Here is a 16204-nt window from a genome sequence, read left to right as displayed (position 1 = left end):
CACGCAGGGTTTATTTCACCAGCCAGGTATAAATTCTGTGAGCCAACAACGTTTAACGGTTGCAATAATTTGTTGTCTGCATGGGCGAGCTTTTCTGGTTAAGTGCTTATTGTAGTTAAGATATGTCTGATGGAACTGACAATAATTTGTTATAGCTCAACAATTGTTTGTTATTACGGCCGTAAACTGCACCAGTTTTTATTTTTTCAGTGGCGTATAGTCAGTGACAGTAAAAAAGCACTTTTTCCGGCAGATATTTACCTGAATGAAGTGTTATTGCGTTATGGCTCTGAGTTTGTGCGCCATAACGAAGTACATAAAAGCCATAACGGCGTACATAAAACTAGTGCAGTGCGTAAACGAAAGAAGCGCAGTACCTAAAACGCAGTACGTAAAACGCAGTACGTAAAAGTAGTGCAGCACGAAAAAGTTTAACCGACATCATCAGGTTTTACCTGACAGGTAGGGAAGAGGGTGTAAATCCCTCGCAGCCCCCGCTGCTGTGATGCTGACGACCCCGCAATACCACTGATCAAGCGATCGGGAAGGGCGGGTAAGAAAGACGCTAAGCCAGAAGACCGGCCTGATGATGCAAATGACACCTTCGGAGGGAAGGGCGTCTTCAGCCCCGTATTGCCTCATGGGCAATACGCCTGGCTTGTTGCGCCCATTTTCCGCTAAAAGGAAGTGAAAATGGCGACAGGCGCAAAACAGGCATTTATTCTGGCAGGCACCGCTAGCGGTTGTGGTAAAACCACAATAACGCTTGGTTTACTCGCCCTTTTGCGGCAAAAAGGCCTTGCTCCCCAGCCGTTCAAAGTTGGCCCTGATTATCTTGATACCACCTGGCATACGGCCATTTCAGGCCGTAAATCCCGTAATCTGGATAACTGGATGCTGCAGGATGATACTGTTCGGGCACTATTCAGCCGGGCCATGGAAACCAGTGCTCTGGGGGTTGTTGAAGGCGTGATGGGCCTGTTTGACGGCCTGGGGATTGACCCTTTTTGTGCCTCTACTGCAGGTATTGCGCGTTTACTGAACCTTCCGGTTATCCTCCTGATGGATGGCAAAGGTGTCTCCACTTCTCTGGCGGCAACGCTCAACGGTTTTTGCGATTTTGCTCCGGGAGTGAATATTGCCGGGGTCATCATCAACCGGGTGAATACCCCCAACCATTTCCAGCAACTCTCTGCAGCTCTTGGCCGTTACTGCCGGGTTCCGGTGCTGGGCTATGTCCCTGAGCAACCCGAACTCCACCTGCCATCCCGCCATCTCGGGTTAGTGGGGGCCACTGGCAAAAGCGTTAACCTGGAACCCTGGCAGAAACTGGCCGCCGTGCTGGAACAGACAATTAACCTTCCCCTATTGCTTAGTCGTTGTCAGGCGTTGCCATCCCTTCCTGTGCCCCCTTTGTTACTCCCTGATCCGGCACTGGCTGATGGGCTGACCATGGCCGTGGCGCAGGATGATGCCTTTCACTTTTACTACCAGGATAACCTGGACATTATCGAACAGTCTGGTGTGCGGCTTGTGCCATTTAGCCCGTTGGAAGATTCACAGGTGCCAGCCTGCGACATGCTTTGGCTGGGGGGCGGCTACCCGGAAATGTTTGCCAGCCAGTTGGCGGCGAATCACGCTATGCGCTCCGCCGTTAAGCAACTGGCAGGCCGGGGTGTGCCTGTGTACGCCGAGTGTGGCGGGTTAATGTACCTTGGCGGCTCATTGGCGGATGCCAGCGGGCAAACGCACACAATGTGCGGCGTGCTGGCAGGGCACAGCACAATGGGTAACCGGCTGAAAAGGTTTGGGTATTGTGAAGCAACGGCGAACCACGACACCCTGCTTGCCGCCGCGGGCGAAACACTTCGTGGCCACGAATTCCACTATTCAGAGTTCACTACCTCGCTGCCAGCCCGGCAACAGTGCCGTAAAGTGCGCGATGGCCAGCTTGTGCGCCAGTGGCAAGGTGGTTGGCAGCAAGGCAATACCTTTGCCAGTTATCTTCACCTCCATTTTGCCCAGCGCCCGGCCATGCTTAACCGCTGGTTCAGAACCGCAAGGAGCCTGCAATGATGCCCTTGATCTCGTGGATCTCTGCCTGGTGTGTTGCTGCATTACTGGATTACTGGCTGGGTGACCCTCACCACTGGCCTCACCCGGTGCGCTGGATGGGCAACCTGATAAACGTGCTGCAACGTGGTGTTCGCCGTGTCTGCCATTCGCCAAAGTCATTACGTTTTGGCGGCGGGGTGATGTGGTTGGTGGTAGTGGTTGTTACAGGCGGTGTGAGTTGGGCCGTTTTGGCACTGGCAGAACACATTCACCCACTGCTGGGTTGGTTGGTTAATACCTGGATGATTTTCACCTTGCTTGCCGGGCGATGCCTTGCTCAAAGTGCCGGGGAAGTTGAACAGGCATTGCGTAAAGGGGATTTGCCCCTAAGCCGGGAAAAACTCAGCTGGATTGTTGGGCGAGATACCTCGCAACTTCAGCCACCACAAATTACCCGTGCAGTGGTCGAAACAGTGGCAGAAAACAGTGTCGATGGCGTTATTGCCCCCTTATTTTTCCTGATGCTGGGCGGCGCGCCATTGGCGATGGCGTACAAGGCCATTAATACCCTGGATTCGATGGTGGGTTACAAAAATGCGCGCTACAAGGATATCGGCCTGGTCTCTGCGCGTATGGATGATTTGGCGAACTATCTGCCCGCCCGCATTGGCTGGTTACTGCTGAGTGCTGCGGCCTGGTTAAGCCGTTTTGATGGCGGGAAAGCGCTGTCTATTGGTTGGCGCGACAGAAAACAGCACAGCAGCCCGAATTGCGCATGGTCCGAAGGGGCTGTGGCCGGGGCCCTGGGCGTGCGTCTTGGCGGGCCAAATAACTATTTTGGCGAACGGGTAGAAAAACCCTGGATTGGTGAAAACCTGCGCGATATCACCCCGGATGACATCCCGGCGTCCGTACGCATACTGATGCTGGCTTCTGGGCTGGCACTGGTGCTGTTTGCCTTTATCCGTATCGCTTTCACGCTCATGGTGTGATGGCAGCAGAGTGTGATGGCAGGAGAAACTGATGGATTACCTTCAACAACCTTTGCTCATTGAAAGCCGCAGCTTCGAGATAATCAGCGAAATAATTGCCGCTGAACACCCCGGCTGGCAGTGCAGTGACCCACGTCAGGAAGCCGTTATCAAGCGGGTTATTCATACCACGGCAGATTTCGACTGGCTGGAAACCTTATGGTTTTCTCCCCACATCATTACCGTACTGGATGCCGCGCTACGCCGTGGTTGTACGCTGTTTACCGACACCACGATGGCGCTCTCTGGTATCAACAAAACCCGCCTTGCTCACCACCATGTTGCCAGCCACTGTTTTATCAGCAACCCGCAAGTGGCGGCAGTGGCGAAAGAAAAAGGTATTACCCGTTCAATGGCGGCAGTTGATGTGGCTCTGGCCATGCCGGGCGAGAAAATCTTTGTTTTTGGCAATGCGCCTACTGCGCTATTTCGCCTGCTGGAAAGTGGTGAACAACCTGCCGCCGTCATTGGTGTACCGGTGGGGTTTGTCGGTGCGGCTGAATCCAAACAGGCTTTGATAGACAGCGGCTTGCCCGGCATTGCCGCCCGTGGGCGTAAAGGCGGGAGCAATGTAGCAGCGGCCATCATCAATGCTGTGCTGTACACCATGGAGGCCAGAGATGACTGACTTCAGCCTGGCCGATACCGTCTGGCACAACGGGAAAGCCTTGCGTAAAGGCTATACCACTGGCTCCTGTGCGACCGCCGCCGCACGGGTTGCTGCATTAATGGTGCTGCGCCAGCAGGTTATTCACCAGGTTTCTATTACCACGCCGTCCGGTATCACCCTGCATTTGAATGTGGAGTTACCAGTTATTGAAGGCCAGCAGGCAACAGCCGCCATTCGCAAAGACGGTGGCGATGATGTTGATGCCACCCACGGCATGCTGATTTTTGCCAGGGTTCGCCTGAATAACTCGGGAGCTATCACGCTGAAAGGTGGTGAAGGCATTGGCGTAGTCACCCGACCAGGAATTGGCCTGGCACCGGGTGAGCCCGCCATTAACCGAACGCCACGCCAAACCATAGAAGCCGCTGTGCGTGAAGTGATTGGGCCGCAACGTGGGGCCTATGTGGAAATTTTTGCCCCGGAAGGGGAAGCCCGTGCAAAGAAAACCATGAATGCACGGCTTGGTATTCAGGGCGGTATTTCCATTATTGGCACTACGGGCATAGTAACGCCGATGTCTGAAGAGAGCTGGAAACGGGCGCTGGTAATTGAACTGGAGCAGAAACGTGCGGAAGGCCGGGAGAATGTCATTTTGGTGCCCGGTAACCATGGTGAACGTTTTGTACGTGACAGCCTGCATCTGGACCCCGGCATGGTGGTTACCATGAGCAATTTTGTTGGCTACATGGTGCAGGAAACCGTGAGGCTGGGGTTCAAACACATTTTATTGGTTGGGCACCCAGGCAAGCTGATAAAAGTCGCGGCCGGGATTTTTCATACCCACAGCCATATCGCTGATGCCCGGATGGAGGTACTGGTCGCCCACCTGGCGCTGATGGGCGCGCCTTTAGCATTGTTGCGCGCAGTGAGTGAGTGCGACACCACAGAAGCCGCGCTTCCCTTGATTGACAGCGCGGGTTATGCGCGGATTTACCCTGAACTGGCACAGCGCATCTGTGCACGGGTCCAGGAGATGTTGCGTTTCACACAATCCCCACCGCAGTGCGACGCCATTCTTTTCTCATTTGAACAACAACTGCTAGGCAGCAGCCGCCCATTGGCAGTGATTCAGGAGGCATTCCAATGATTACGGTCGTGGGCATTGGGCCGGGTAACCTTGCGTTGCTGACACAGCAGGCACGCCAGGCAATTGCCTGTGCCGATACGCTGGTCGGTGGTAAACGGCATCTCGAATTGTTTGAAGCATTTGAAGGCGAAACGCATCTGTTGACGGCAGATATTGCCGCTTTAGTGAAGTGGCTGGAAGGCGTGCAGCATAAAGATATTGTGCTACTGGCGTCTGGCGACCCGATGTTATTTGGCATTGGTAAGCGCCTGTGTTCTCACTTTGGGCGGGAAAATATAGATGTGATCCCCGGTATTAGCGCCATGCAATACCTGTGTGCCAAAGCGGGGGTGGACATGAATGACATCTGGCTAACCAGCAGTCACGGCCGGGAAGTGGATTACGAAAGCCTATTACGCCACAACAAAGTGGCCATGGTGACAGACCGCAACAACGGGCCAGAGCAAATTGCCCGGCACCTGGTGGCCTGGGGTGCAGGCCACCGCATCATGATTATTGGTGAGAACCTCTCGCTGGAGAATGAGCGTATCCGGCGGTTGCCCGCATCCGTGGTGACCGGTGACTTTGATATGAATGTAGTGGTGATCCTCAATGAATGATGCCCATTTTCTGCGCGGCGAACGTGTCCCCATGACCAAAGAGCCTGTTCGGGCTTTGGTTCTCTCCCGCCTGCAATTACACAGCGCCGAAACATTTATTGATGTGGGGGCGGGAACCGGCAGCGTGTCACTGGAAGCCGCGATGACCTGGCCTGAGTTACAGGTTATTGCCATTGAGCGGGATGCAGCGGCACTGGCGCTGTTACACACCAACCGCAGCCATTTCGCCTGTGAAAATGTTCAGGTGATTGCGGCACAAGCCCCAGTGAGTTGCGATTTACAGGTCGATGCCATTTTTATTGGCGGCAGTGGTGGGCAGTTGACGCCATTACTGCGCTGGGCACTGGAACATTTACTGCCCGGTGGCCGCCTGGTGATGACTTTTATTCTGCATGAAAACTTGATGCAGGCGCTCACAGCACTGGGCGGTCTGCCTGTCAGTGCGCTGGAGTGTGTTCAGCTCCAGGCTTCATCCATGGTTGCTCTGGGTGACGGGCACTATTTCAAACCGAACAATCCAACTTTTGTGATTTCCTGCCTGAAGGAGGGCAACCATGACTGAACTGGTATCTCCGGGCGTCTGGTTTGTTGGCGCAGGTCCTGGTGACAAAGAACTGATTACGCTGAAAGGCTACCGGCTGTTACAGCAGGCCGATATTGTCATTTATGCCGGGTCATTAATTAATACTGAGCTACTTGAGTGGTGCCCACAGGCACAATGCCACGACAGCGCGAGCCTGGCGCTGGAAGCCATTATTGGTCTGATGGAAGACGGCGTGCGCAACGGTAAGTGTGTGGTGCGCCTGCAAACAGGGGATTTATCACTCTATGGCTCTGTACGTGAGCAGGGTGAAATGCTCACAGCGCGGGGAATCACCTGGCAGGTAGTTCCGGGCGTCAGTGCCTTTTTGGGTGCCGCCGCCGACCTTGGTGTGGAATACACCGTACCGGAAGTCTCCCAGAGCCTGATAATCACTCGCCTGGAAGGGCGAACACCGGTGCCGGAAAAAGAGCAACTGGAGAGCTTTGCCGCCCACCAAACATCCATGGCGATTTTCTTGTCCGTGCAGCGAATTAACCGGGTGGCTGAGCGCCTTACGGAGGGCGGATACCCACCAGAAACACCAGTTGCTGTGGTGTATAAGGCCACCTGGCCAGAACGCAAGGTGGTGCGGGGGACGCTGGCAGATATTAGCGAGAAAGTCCGGGCCGCCGGAATACGCAAAACCGCACTGATTCTGGTGGGTGCGTTTCTGGGCGAGGAATACCACTACTCCAAACTTTATGATGCCGGGTTTAGCCATGAATACCGTCAAGCCTGAATCGCTGGCGCTATTCTGCCTTACGCCAGGTGGCGTTGCACTGGCAGAACGCCTGCGGGTTGCATTACCAGTAACCTGCTTTACCAGTGAACGGTTACTGAGAAAAGGATTTCGCCCGTTTGTAACCAGTTTTGCTCAAACCGTAAAAGATGCCTTTTATGTGCATTCCGCATTGATTTTTATCGGTGCGACGGGCATTGCAGTGCGCATGATAGCGCCACTTCTGCAAGACAAAATGTCTGACCCGGCGGTCGTGGTCATTGATGAACGTGGCCAGCATGTGATTAGCCTGGTTTCTGGGCATATGGGTGGGGCGAATGCACTGGCCTGCTACCTTGCTGGCGTATTAGGGGCCGACCCGGTGATTACCACCGCAACAGACGTCAATGGCCTGGCAGCACTGGACACACTGGCAAGCCAGTTGGATGCCGGCATGGAAAACCTGCGCGAAGGGGTAAAAACCATCAACCAAATGCTGGTAAGCGGGAAGTCAGTGGGTATCTGGTGGGATGACGATTTTGCCCATCACCAATCTCAAGTGGTAACAGAAGGCTTTATCCCTGTTTCCAGACTCGCTGAATTGCCCCAGCTTGATGCACTGGTGTGTGTCACGCTGCGCGATACGCTGCCAGAGCTTAACTGCCCGGTCTTTAAACTGGTTCCCCGCCGCATTGTCGCCGGTATCGGTTGCCGCCGAAATACGCCTTTCACAGTGTTGCACAAACTGGTGGCTGGACAGTTGCAGGCCCGCCGCCTTGATTCGCGTGCATTACGCGCCATTGGCAGTATCGATTTGAAGCAGGACGAACCTGGCCTGCAGGCACTTGCGCAATGTTACCAGGTTCCGTTTGAAATTTTTACCGCTAATGAACTGCAACCCAGTGCAACGCATTTCCCTGTCTCTGCGTTTGTGCGCGAGGTTGCCGGGGTCGGCAGTGTATCTGGCCCGGTAGCCTGGCTGATGAGCGGTGGTCATTTACTGGGGGAAACCTTGCGTGAACAAGGTGTTACCCTGACTTTAGGAGTAGTGCACTGATGTTAACCGTAATCGGAATAGGGCCGGGCTCCCAGGCCATGATGACCGTCGAAGCCACTGAAGCGCTGGCGGCGGCAGATATTATTGTTGGCTACAAAACCTACACTCACCTGGTGAAAGCGTTTACTGGCGATAAACAGGTCATCAAAACGGGTATGTGCAAAGAGATTGAGCGCTGCCAGGCCGCAATTGACCTTGCCAAAGAAGGCAAAAATGTGGCTCTGGTCAGTAGCGGCGACGCCGGTATTTATGGGATGGCGGGCCTGATTCTGGAGCTGGTTAGCCAGCAACAGGCGGGTATTGAAGTGCGGGTGGTGCCGGGGATGACTGCCAGCATTGCCGCAGCCGCCTTACTCGGTGCCCCCCTGATGCACGACTTTTGCCATATCAGCCTGAGCGATTTGCTCACCCCCTGGCCTGTGATTGAAAAACGGATTATTGCCGCCGGGCAGGCTGATTTTGTGATTTGTTTTTATAACCCGCGCAGCCGCGGGCGTGAAGGCCATCTGGCGCGTGCCTTTGACTTGCTGATGACGGTCAAAAAACCTTCCACTCCGGTGGGGATGGTGAAAGCGGCTGGCCGCAAGAAAGAAGAAAAATGGCTGACAACGCTTGAGGAGATGGATTACACGCCCGTTGATATGACAAGCCTGGTGGTGGTGGGAAATGCCACTACCTATGTGAAAGACGGGCTGATGATAACACCACGTGGTTACCGGCTATGAACCATGTCCTGGTACTGGGCGGTACAAGCGATGCCACCCCAATTTGTGACCAACTGGAAATGGCGGCAGTGCCATATACCTTGTCTGTTGCCACAGAGGCAGGGGCCCGGCTTGCTCAGGTACGAAACGGTAAGGTGGCCTGTGGGCGGCTGGATGCCGGGCAACTGGCTGAATTGCTGGCAAGCCGCCAGGTTAACTGGTTGGTCGATGCCACGCATCCTTATGCTCAGGAAGTCAGCCGTAATGCCTGGCAGGCCTGCCAGCAAACCGGTGTGGCGTACAGCCGTTATCGCCGCCCCAGCCAGTTAGATTGTGTTACCCACCCGTTATTGCACAAGGTGGAGAGTATTGAAGACGCTTGTGCTGTAGCACGTGAACTTGGCCCGCGAGTTTTGTTAACCACAGGCAGTAAAGACCTGGCCCGCTGGCAGGCAGGGCTACCGGGCAAAACCTGGCTGGTGCGTGTGCTACCGGTGGCCTCTGTTATTGCCCAGTGTGAGCAACTGGGCCTTGGCCCGGGAAATATTTTTGCCCTGAAAGGGCCGTTTGATGCGGCGTTTAACCAGGCGTTTTACCAGTTTTGCTCCCCGGATGTGGTGATTACTAAAGAGTCCGGCATTCAGGGCGGTTACCTCGACAAAATTGTTCCGGCCCTTCAGGCCTCCATACCTTGCATTGTGGTTACCCGCCCCCGGGAAAACGTGCCGGAAGCCCTGGTACTGGACGGGCCGGAAGCCTTTACCCGCAAGTTACAGGCCTGGCTGTCATTACCGGTTAACCCGCAATACAGTGCGCTAATCAGCAGGAGAACAGTATGAAAAAAGCATTACTGGTGGTGAGTTTTGGCACCAGCTACCACGATACGCTGGAGAAAAATATTGTTGCCTGTGAACAGGCGCTGGCGGCCAGTTGCCCGGACCGCACGCTAATGCGCGCATTTACCTCCGGCATGATTATCCGCAAACTGGCCCGGCGTGATGGGCTGGTGATACCGTCACCCGGCCAGGCCTTGCAGCAACTGGCGGAGCAAGGCTACCAGGATGTTGCCATTCAGTCACTCCACATTATTAATGGCGATGAATATGAAAAAGTGGTGCGGGATGCTGCACCGTGGCAGGGGCATTTCGCACGTTTGGCGCTTGGTACGCCACTGCTCAGTACCTTTAGTGATTACCAGCAACTGATGCTGTCATTGCGCAGCCAGATGCCGCCATTAGCTGACGACGAACAGGTGGTATTTATGGGGCATGGTGCCAGCCACCACGCTTTTGCGGCCTATGCCTGCCTTGATCATATGATGCAGGCCAGCCACTTTCCGGCTCGGGTTGGCGCAGTAGAAAGTTACCCCGAAGTGGGGCAACTGGTTCACAGCATGCAGCAGCAAGGGGTGCGCCGGGTGGTTCTCATGCCACTTATGCTGGTGGCGGGCGACCACGCCATTAACGATATGGCCTCCGATGCACCAGATTCATGGAAAAGTTGTTTTGCCGCCGCGGGTATTCCGGCGCAAGTGTGCTTACAAGGGCTGGGGGAGAACCCGGCTATTCGTAGCCAGTTTGTGGCGCATTTGCAGCAGGCGCTGGCGGCTGGAACACAGGAGGTAGCGGCATGAGCGGGCGGTTATATGCTATCAGCACCGGTCCTGGTGCCAGCGACCTGATTACCGTGCGCGCAGCACGCATTCTTGGCAAGCTGGATTGCCTGTATGCCCCTGCCGGGCGTAAAGGGGCCGACAGCCTGGCGCTCAGTATTGTGCGCCCCTGGCTGAGTGAAAAAACCGAAATACACACCTGCCATTTCCCCATGAGCGCAGATAACGATGCCAAAGCCGCAGTATGGGATGAAGTGGCGGGAACGCTGGCGCGTGAAGCGCAGGCAGGCAAACAAGTTGGGTTTATTACTCTGGGCGATGCCATGCTGTTCAGTACCTGGGTGTGGTTACTGGCACGCCTTGGCCGCCCGGACTGGCTGGAAATCGTCCCAGGTGTTACCTCTGTTTTAGCTATTGCATCTGCTGCCGCGTTGCCGCTGGCGATGGACCAGCAATCCCTGGCGATTGTTGCCTGTAACGCCAGTGAACAACACCTGCGTGACACCCTGCAACGCCACGATTGCGTAGTGATGATGAAAGTCTACGGGCGTTTCCCGGCAATTAAAGCACTATTGCAGGAATGCGGGGTTATTGACCACGCCGTAATGATGGCCGAAGCCACTCTGCCAGGTGAACGTTGTTGGCGCGACCTTTCTGCCGTGCCGGACGATGAATCGCTTCCCTACTTTTCGACCATTCTGGTCAATAAGCAATGGGATATCAGGAGTGAATCATGGAACAACAGTTAAAACGTCTCTCTTTGAGCGGCCTTGCGTTGGGCATCCTGATGCTGCTTGCCCCAGAACAGGCTTTTGCCATGCACATCATGGAGGGTTTTCTACCGCCTTTTTGGGCGCTGGCCTGGTGGGTGCTGTTTTTGCCTTGCCTGTGGTATGGGCTGGTGCGCTTGCGCCAGATTGTCAGCCAGGACAGCCACCAGAAAGTGCTACTGGCGCTGTGCGGCGCGTTTATTTTTGTGCTTTCGGCACTCAAAATCCCTTCAGTAACGGGCAGTTGTTCACACCCAACCGGTGTTGGGCTGGCGGTCATTCTGTTTGGGCCGGGCGTGGTGTCCTTGCTGGGGGCCATTGTGCTGCTCTTTCAGGCGCTGCTTTTGGCTCACGGCGGGCTGACAACGCTTGGGGCAAACGGCATTTCCATGGCCGTAGTCGGGCCGTTCGCAGGCTGGCTGGTGTGGCGGCTTGCCTGTAAAACCGGGCTGCGTAACGATGTGGGGGTTTTTCTGTGTGCCGTAGTGGCAGACTTAGTGACCTATTTTGTTACCTCAGTACAACTTGGCGTGGCCTTCCCGGACCCAGTGAATGGTGCGGCAGGTTCCACACTGAAATTTATGGGAATTTTTTGCCTCACTCAAATTCCGATTGCCATAGCCGAAGGGTTCCTGACGGTGCTTATCTATGATCAGCTAACCAAACGCCACCTCATAACGGCGAAGGGGACACTGCAATGAAAAAAACAGTGACATTGATTGTGCTGGTGGTGGCACTCATGGTGATGCCGTTTTTTATTAACCACGGTGGGGAGTACGGCGGTTCAGATAACCAGGCGGAAAACCAGATAAAAGTAATAGACCCCGCGTATCACCCCTGGTTTCAGCCATTGTATGAGCCCGCCAGCAGTGAAATAGAAAGCCTGTTATTTACCTTGCAGGGGGCGTTGGGAACGGCGGTGATTTTTTACATTCTCGGTTACTGGAAAGGGAAGGCGAGCCGTGCTGAGCGGGATTGACCGGTTAAGTTACCAGAGCCGCTGGCGCGATAAAGACCCGGTTGCCAAGTTTCTGGGCTGGCTGGTGTTTATTGTGCTGGCAATGGCGTTGCCACCTGTGGGGCAGTTAATCGAACTGGCTTTACTGGCGTCACTCACCTGCTGGTTGTTAAAAGTTTCACTCTGGCGCTGGTTGTGCTGGATGAGCCTGCCACTGTCATTTTTATTGGTGGCCTCACTGGCACTGGCATTAACGGTTACCCGTGAGCCAGCAGGTGTGCTGTGGGGAATGCATTTGGGCGGTGTGACTTTTGGTGTGAGCCAGCCAGGTTTAGTGCTTGCCTGGAATAGTGGGTGCCGTAGCCTGGCGGCGTTGGCAGCCACATTTTGGTTTGTACTGAACCTGCCTTTCCCTCAGCTTATTCAGTTGCTTAAGCGTTGCCGGGTGCCAGCATTGTTAACGGAGCAAGTTCTGCTTACCTGGCGTTTTATTTTTATTCTGCTGGATGAAGCCGCGGCAATTTACCGTGCGCAGACATTACGGTTTGGGTATCGTAACGTCCCTTGCGGCTACCGCTCTTTAGCGATGTTGATTTCGTTGTTATTCAGCAGAGTAATGTGGCGCTACCAACAGATGACGACCGCACTGGATATGAAATTATACCAAGGGGATTTTCACCTCTAAGGGGCCCTATGCTGTGTACCCAAAACTTACATTTTCGCTACCAGGATGAACCGGTATTGCGGGGGATTAATTTTGATGCCGACCGCTTTTCGGTTTCGGGCCTGGTGGGCGCTAATGGCAGCGGGAAATCCACATTATTTATGAACCTGTGTGGTGTCTTGCGCCCGCAACAAGGGGCTGTTTACTGGCAAGGGGAGCCGCTGGGTTACAGCAAACGTGCGCTAATGGCGTTGCGCCAGCAGGTGGCAACCGTGTTCCAGGACCCAGACCAGCAAATCTTTTATACCGATATCGACAGTGATCTGGCTTTCAGCCTGCGTAACCTGGGTATGGATGAAACCCTGATTCGTGCACGGATAGACGATGCCCTTGACCGGGTGGATGCGCAAGGCTTTCGCCACCAACCTATTCAGGCACTGAGCCACGGCCAGAAAAAACGTGTCGCCATTGCGGGTGCATTAGTGATGAATGCAGATTACCTGTTGCTGGATGAACCCACAGCAGGGCTGGATCCTGCCGGGCGCGAGCACATGAAAGCGATTATTCGGCGTATTGCCGCTGAAGGAAAGCATGTTGTTATCTCCAGCCATGATATCGACCTGGTGTATGAAATGTGTGATGGCATTTATGTTATGGCCGCCGGTGAAATCATTGCCAATGGCACACCTGAAGTGGTGTTCTGCCAGGGCGAAAAACTGGCGCAAGCCGGGCTGGCGCAGCCCTGGCTGGTAAAATTGCACCAACAACTGGGTTTTCCGCTGTACCGTAACGAGGACGATTTATTTGCCGCTCATCCGGGCGCGGGCAGTGCTTTTGCCCGGCCTGAAACTGTGGCGGTTAAGGGGGTGGCATGAGCAAATCAATAATGTTGCAGGGCACAGCTTCCGATGTTGGGAAAAGTGTGTTGGTTGCTGGCCTGTGCCGCATCCTGGTGCAGGATGGTCTGGCATGTGCGCCATTTAAATCACAGAATATGGCGCTAAATTCCGGGGTCACGCCTGACGGCAAAGAGATGGGGCGGGCCCAGATTTTTCAGGCAGAAGCCGCGGGTATTACGCCGGATGTGCGCATGAACCCTATATTGCTCAAACCGACCAGTGACCGAAAAGCGCAGGTGGTACTGATGGGCAAGGTGGCGCAAGACATGGATGCCGTGAGTTACCACGATTATAAACCACGCCTGCGCCAGCAAATTAGCGATGTCTGGAACAGCCTGTCTGCGGAATACGATGCCATTGTGTTGGAAGGCGCTGGCAGCCCGGCAGAAATCAACCTGCGTGACCGGGATATCGTCAATATGGGGATGGCGGAAATCGCCCACTGCCCGGTGGTGCTGGTGGCGGATATCGATCGTGGCGGTGTTTTTGCCGCAATCTATGGCACCCTTGCCTTGCTGCAACCGGAAGAGCGTGCGCGGGTAAAAGGCGTCATCATTAATAAATTCCGTGGCGATGTTGCACTATTGCAACCAGGTCTTGAGCAGATAGAAGCGTTGACCGGCGTACCGGTAATTGGCGTAATGCCCTGGCTGGATATTGACCTGGAAGATGAAGATGGCGTTGTACTGGAACGCGGTAAATACCAGGGTTACCAGAATAAAGCGCTGGATATTGCTGTGGTGCACCTGCCGCATATTTCTAACTTTACCGATTTTAACCCGCTGGCATTCCAGCCAGACGTGCAAGTGCGCTACGTGCGGGACCCGGAAGACCTGGGCGGGCCAGATTTAGTTATTCTGCCTGGGAGCAAAAATACCCTGGGTGATTTGGCATGGCTGCACAAAAGCGGCATGGCGAAACGCATTCTTGCCTGGCACCAGGCTGGTGGCGCAATCATTGGTGTCTGTGGTGGTTACCAGATGTTGGGTAACACCATAGACGACGAAGTGGAATCCGGGCTGGGGAGCCAGCCAGGGCTAGGGTTGCTGGATATCGGCACCCAGTTTGCCCATGACAAAGTAACCGTGCAGGCAAGCGGCCATTGCCTGGTGGCGTTACCGGGTATTCTGGCTGGTTGTGGTGAGTTGCCAGTGAGCGGGTATGAAATCCATATGGGTACCAGCCAGCGCGGTAGCCAGGCACAGGCAATTTTCCGCATGGGGCAGAATAACCACCTGGCGCTTGATGGCGCTATCAGCCCCAGTGGGCGAGTGGCCGGGACTTACTTACACGGTGTGTTTGATAACGCCGCTTTCACCCGCCGCCTGTTGGATAACCTGCGCCAGCGTAAAGGCCTGGCACCTTTACCAGGTGAAACACCTGATTATGCGCACCACAAGCAGGTGCAGTTCGACCAACTGGCTGCTGCCATGCGCCAACACATCGATATCGAAAAAATTTACCAAATTATGAACCAACACCAGGAGCCAGCATCATGATGCTGATAACCGGTGGTGCCCGTAGCGGCAAAAGCCGCCAGGCAGAAGAACTGGCAGCCCAGGCCGCTTCACAGGTGTTGTACATTGCCACCTCGCAGATTTTTGATGGGGAGATGGCTCAGCGGGTAGCGCACCACAAAGCATCCCGCCCGGCTCACTGGCGCACAGTGGAAGCCTGGCGTGACATGGGGCGCTTTATTACCCCAGACAACTCGCCAGATGAAGCCATATTGCTGGAGTGCGTGACAACGCTTGTCACCAATCTGATGTTTGATGAAGGGGGAGAGCAGGATCCGCAAACATGGAATTATGCCGCTATTGAAGCTGCGGTAAATCAACAAATCGACCAGCTTATCGCAGCCTGTGCAGCTTGCCCCGCCCCGATATTCCTGGTGACGAATGAAGTGGGTATGGGCATTGTGCCGGAAAACCGCCTGGCCCGGCATTTTCGGGATATTGCAGGTAGGGTAAATCAACGGCTGGCCCAGGCGGCAGATGGCGTCTGGCTGGTTGTGTCAGGGATTGGAGTCAAAATTAAATGATTCAGTTGTATTTGGCGATGCTCGCATTTATGAGCCGCCTGCCGGTTCGCGCTCGCTGGTATCAGCGGCTGGATGTGAAACAGTATGTTAATGGAATAGTGACTTTCCCATTAGTGGGCCTGTTGTTGGGCTCATTGGCGGGTGTGGTGTTTTTGGTCTTGCAGCCCGGCAGTGGTACACCGCTGGCGGCATTTTTTGCCGTACTGGCACTGGCGGTACTCACCGGGGGCTTTCACCTCGACGGCCTGGCAGATACCTGTGATGCCGTTTTTTCTGCCCGCAGCCGTGAGCGTATGCTGGAAATCATGAAGGACAGCCGCCTGGGCACGCATGGTGCGTTGGGGCTGGTATTTATTCTACTGGCGAAAGTGCTGGTGATTAACGAACTGGCTCTGCGTGGGCAACAGGCACTGCCAGTGCTTGCCAGCGCCTGTCTTGCCGGGCGCAGTGTGGCGGTGTTGCTGATGTACCGCCAGCAGTATGCGCGGGAAAATGGCCTGGGGAACTTGTTTATTGGCAAGGTTAATGGGTTGCAGACGTTGGTCACATTAGGGGCGGGTCTGTTGTTAGCCTCCGTCCTGCTCTCCTGGCGCGGGTTAGTGGCCTACCTCATCACGGCTGCCGTGGTGTTTGTTCTGGGCCAGGCGCTAAAACGTACCCTCGGCGGGCAAACCGGCGATACCCTGGGGGCGGCAATTGAAACCGGTGAAGTGATTTTTCTGCTGGCGTTGCTGTAAGTCAGCGTCCTTTTAGTAA

Annotated in this window: 20 protein-coding genes and 1 riboswitch; all 20 genes read left to right on the top strand. The window is 54.8% G+C overall.

Annotated features, from left to right (window positions below):
* The first annotated feature begins 129 nt into the window (after window positions 1-129).
* Window positions 130-381: a hypothetical protein gene (locus LC084_RS09740; protein WP_226570942.1), complete on the top strand. Its 252-nt coding sequence runs from the start codon at window positions 130-132 to the stop codon at window positions 379-381.
* A 48-nt stretch (window positions 382-429) separates the two neighbouring features.
* A riboswitch (cobalamin riboswitch) is annotated at window positions 430-601 on the top strand.
* 92 nt (window positions 602-693) lie between these two features.
* Window positions 694-2076, top strand: a complete 1383-nt coding sequence (locus LC084_RS09735; RefSeq protein ID WP_226570941.1) for a cobyrinate a,c-diamide synthase — start codon at window positions 694-696, stop codon at window positions 2074-2076.
* Window positions 2076-3047, top strand: a complete 972-nt coding sequence (gene cbiB / locus LC084_RS09730; RefSeq protein WP_226571201.1) for an adenosylcobinamide-phosphate synthase CbiB — start codon at window positions 2076-2078, stop codon at window positions 3045-3047. The genes LC084_RS09735 and cbiB overlap by 1 nt, the downstream gene beginning before the upstream one ends.
* 31 nt (window positions 3048-3078) lie before the next feature.
* Window positions 3079-3714, top strand: coding sequence for a cobalt-precorrin-8 methylmutase (locus LC084_RS09725; protein ID WP_226570940.1), 636 nt, complete (start codon window positions 3079-3081; stop codon window positions 3712-3714).
* Window positions 3707-4843, top strand: coding sequence for a cobalt-precorrin-5B (C(1))-methyltransferase CbiD (gene cbiD / locus LC084_RS09720; RefSeq protein ID WP_226570939.1), 1137 nt, complete (start codon window positions 3707-3709; stop codon window positions 4841-4843). Before LC084_RS09725 ends, cbiD begins: the two co-directional genes overlap by 8 nt.
* Window positions 4840-5442, top strand: coding sequence for a cobalt-precorrin-7 (C(5))-methyltransferase (locus tag LC084_RS09715; RefSeq protein ID WP_226570938.1), 603 nt, complete (start codon window positions 4840-4842; stop codon window positions 5440-5442). Before cbiD ends, LC084_RS09715 begins: the two co-directional genes overlap by 4 nt.
* A complete protein-coding gene (locus LC084_RS09710; RefSeq protein ID WP_226570937.1) occupies window positions 5435-6004 on the top strand; it encodes a decarboxylating cobalt-precorrin-6B (C(15))-methyltransferase in 570 nt (189 codons plus the stop codon). Before LC084_RS09715 ends, LC084_RS09710 begins: the two co-directional genes overlap by 8 nt.
* Window positions 5997-6764 carry a cobalt-precorrin-4 methyltransferase gene (locus LC084_RS09705; RefSeq protein WP_226570936.1) on the top strand — a complete coding sequence of 256 codons (768 nt, stop codon included), beginning with the start codon at window positions 5997-5999 and terminating at the stop codon, window positions 6762-6764. The genes LC084_RS09710 and LC084_RS09705 overlap by 8 nt, the downstream gene beginning before the upstream one ends.
* A complete protein-coding gene (gene cbiG, locus LC084_RS09700) occupies window positions 6745-7800 on the top strand; it encodes a cobalt-precorrin 5A hydrolase (protein WP_226570935.1) in 1056 nt (351 codons plus the stop codon). Before LC084_RS09705 ends, cbiG begins: the two co-directional genes overlap by 20 nt.
* Window positions 7800-8525 carry a precorrin-3B C(17)-methyltransferase gene (locus tag LC084_RS09695; RefSeq protein WP_226570934.1) on the top strand — a complete coding sequence of 242 codons (726 nt, stop codon included), beginning with the start codon at window positions 7800-7802 and terminating at the stop codon, window positions 8523-8525. Before cbiG ends, LC084_RS09695 begins: the two co-directional genes overlap by 1 nt.
* Window positions 8522-9343 carry a cobalt-precorrin-6A reductase gene (locus tag LC084_RS09690; RefSeq protein ID WP_226570933.1) on the top strand — a complete coding sequence of 274 codons (822 nt, stop codon included), beginning with the start codon at window positions 8522-8524 and terminating at the stop codon, window positions 9341-9343. Before LC084_RS09695 ends, LC084_RS09690 begins: the two co-directional genes overlap by 4 nt.
* Window positions 9340-10137, top strand: coding sequence for a sirohydrochlorin cobaltochelatase (gene cbiK, locus LC084_RS09685; protein ID WP_226570932.1), 798 nt, complete (start codon window positions 9340-9342; stop codon window positions 10135-10137). Before LC084_RS09690 ends, cbiK begins: the two co-directional genes overlap by 4 nt.
* Window positions 10134-10865, top strand: a complete 732-nt coding sequence (locus tag LC084_RS09680; RefSeq protein ID WP_226570931.1) for a cobalt-factor II C(20)-methyltransferase — start codon at window positions 10134-10136, stop codon at window positions 10863-10865. The genes cbiK and LC084_RS09680 overlap by 4 nt, the downstream gene beginning before the upstream one ends.
* Window positions 10850-11587 (top strand): cobalt ECF transporter S component CbiM, encoded by a 738-nt coding sequence (gene cbiM, locus LC084_RS09675; RefSeq protein WP_226570930.1) that lies wholly within the window; start codon window positions 10850-10852, stop codon window positions 11585-11587. Before LC084_RS09680 ends, cbiM begins: the two co-directional genes overlap by 16 nt.
* A complete protein-coding gene (locus tag LC084_RS09670) occupies window positions 11584-11865 on the top strand; it encodes an energy-coupling factor ABC transporter substrate-binding protein (RefSeq protein WP_226570929.1) in 282 nt (93 codons plus the stop codon). The genes cbiM and LC084_RS09670 overlap by 4 nt, the downstream gene beginning before the upstream one ends.
* Complete coding sequence (locus LC084_RS09665) at window positions 11852-12529, top strand: energy-coupling factor ABC transporter transmembrane protein (RefSeq protein ID WP_226571200.1); 678 nt, start codon at window positions 11852-11854, stop codon at window positions 12527-12529. The genes LC084_RS09670 and LC084_RS09665 overlap by 14 nt, the downstream gene beginning before the upstream one ends.
* 8 nt (window positions 12530-12537) lie before the next feature.
* Window positions 12538-13383, top strand: a complete 846-nt coding sequence (locus tag LC084_RS09660; protein WP_226570928.1) for an ATP-binding cassette domain-containing protein — start codon at window positions 12538-12540, stop codon at window positions 13381-13383.
* Window positions 13380-14906: a cobyric acid synthase gene (locus LC084_RS09655; protein WP_226570927.1), complete on the top strand. Its 1527-nt coding sequence runs from the start codon at window positions 13380-13382 to the stop codon at window positions 14904-14906. The genes LC084_RS09660 and LC084_RS09655 overlap by 4 nt, the downstream gene beginning before the upstream one ends.
* On the top strand, window positions 14900-15448 hold the full coding sequence (cobU, locus tag LC084_RS09650; RefSeq protein WP_226571199.1) for a bifunctional adenosylcobinamide kinase/adenosylcobinamide-phosphate guanylyltransferase: 549 nt from the start codon (window positions 14900-14902) through the stop codon (window positions 15446-15448). Before LC084_RS09655 ends, cobU begins: the two co-directional genes overlap by 7 nt.
* Entirely contained in the window at window positions 15445-16185 is a 741-nt protein-coding gene (gene cobS, locus LC084_RS09645; protein WP_226570926.1) for an adenosylcobinamide-GDP ribazoletransferase, read from the top strand. The genes cobU and cobS overlap by 4 nt, the downstream gene beginning before the upstream one ends.
* Window positions 16186-16204 lie beyond the last annotated feature (19 nt).

It is taken from the genome of Mangrovibacter yixingensis (genome assembly GCF_020523985.1).
GTDB lineage: Bacteria > Pseudomonadota > Gammaproteobacteria > Enterobacterales > Enterobacteriaceae > Mangrovibacter > Mangrovibacter yixingensis.
The sequence above is the reverse complement of the archived record's forward strand: the minus strand, read 5'-3'. Positions and strand labels throughout refer to the sequence as shown.

Coding starts and splice junctions, on each gene's coding strand:
- LC084_RS09710 (WP_226570937.1), top strand. CDS start 5,435: ATGAATGATGCCCATTTTCTGCGCGGCGAACGTGTCCCCATGACCAAA.
- LC084_RS09660 (WP_226570928.1), top strand. CDS start 12,538: ATGCTGTGTACCCAAAACTTACATTTTCGCTACCAGGATGAACCGGTA.
- LC084_RS09715 (WP_226570938.1), top strand. CDS start 4,840: ATGATTACGGTCGTGGGCATTGGGCCGGGTAACCTTGCGTTGCTGACA.
- cbiM (WP_226570930.1), top strand. CDS start 10,850: ATGGAACAACAGTTAAAACGTCTCTCTTTGAGCGGCCTTGCGTTGGGC.
- cobS (WP_226570926.1), top strand. CDS start 15,445: ATGATTCAGTTGTATTTGGCGATGCTCGCATTTATGAGCCGCCTGCCG.
- cbiK (WP_226570932.1), top strand. CDS start 9,340: ATGAAAAAAGCATTACTGGTGGTGAGTTTTGGCACCAGCTACCACGAT.
- cbiD (WP_226570939.1), top strand. CDS start 3,707: ATGACTGACTTCAGCCTGGCCGATACCGTCTGGCACAACGGGAAAGCC.
- cbiB (WP_226571201.1), top strand. CDS start 2,076: ATGCCCTTGATCTCGTGGATCTCTGCCTGGTGTGTTGCTGCATTACTG.
- LC084_RS09655 (WP_226570927.1), top strand. CDS start 13,380: ATGAGCAAATCAATAATGTTGCAGGGCACAGCTTCCGATGTTGGGAAA.
- LC084_RS09680 (WP_226570931.1), top strand. CDS start 10,134: ATGAGCGGGCGGTTATATGCTATCAGCACCGGTCCTGGTGCCAGCGAC.
- LC084_RS09705 (WP_226570936.1), top strand. CDS start 5,997: ATGACTGAACTGGTATCTCCGGGCGTCTGGTTTGTTGGCGCAGGTCCT.
- LC084_RS09695 (WP_226570934.1), top strand. CDS start 7,800: ATGTTAACCGTAATCGGAATAGGGCCGGGCTCCCAGGCCATGATGACC.
- LC084_RS09725 (WP_226570940.1), top strand. CDS start 3,079: ATGGATTACCTTCAACAACCTTTGCTCATTGAAAGCCGCAGCTTCGAG.
- LC084_RS09735 (WP_226570941.1), top strand. CDS start 694: ATGGCGACAGGCGCAAAACAGGCATTTATTCTGGCAGGCACCGCTAGC.
- LC084_RS09670 (WP_226570929.1), top strand. CDS start 11,584: ATGAAAAAAACAGTGACATTGATTGTGCTGGTGGTGGCACTCATGGTG.
- cbiG (WP_226570935.1), top strand. CDS start 6,745: ATGAATACCGTCAAGCCTGAATCGCTGGCGCTATTCTGCCTTACGCCA.
- LC084_RS09740 (WP_226570942.1), top strand. CDS start 130: ATGGAACTGACAATAATTTGTTATAGCTCAACAATTGTTTGTTATTAC.
- LC084_RS09690 (WP_226570933.1), top strand. CDS start 8,522: ATGAACCATGTCCTGGTACTGGGCGGTACAAGCGATGCCACCCCAATT.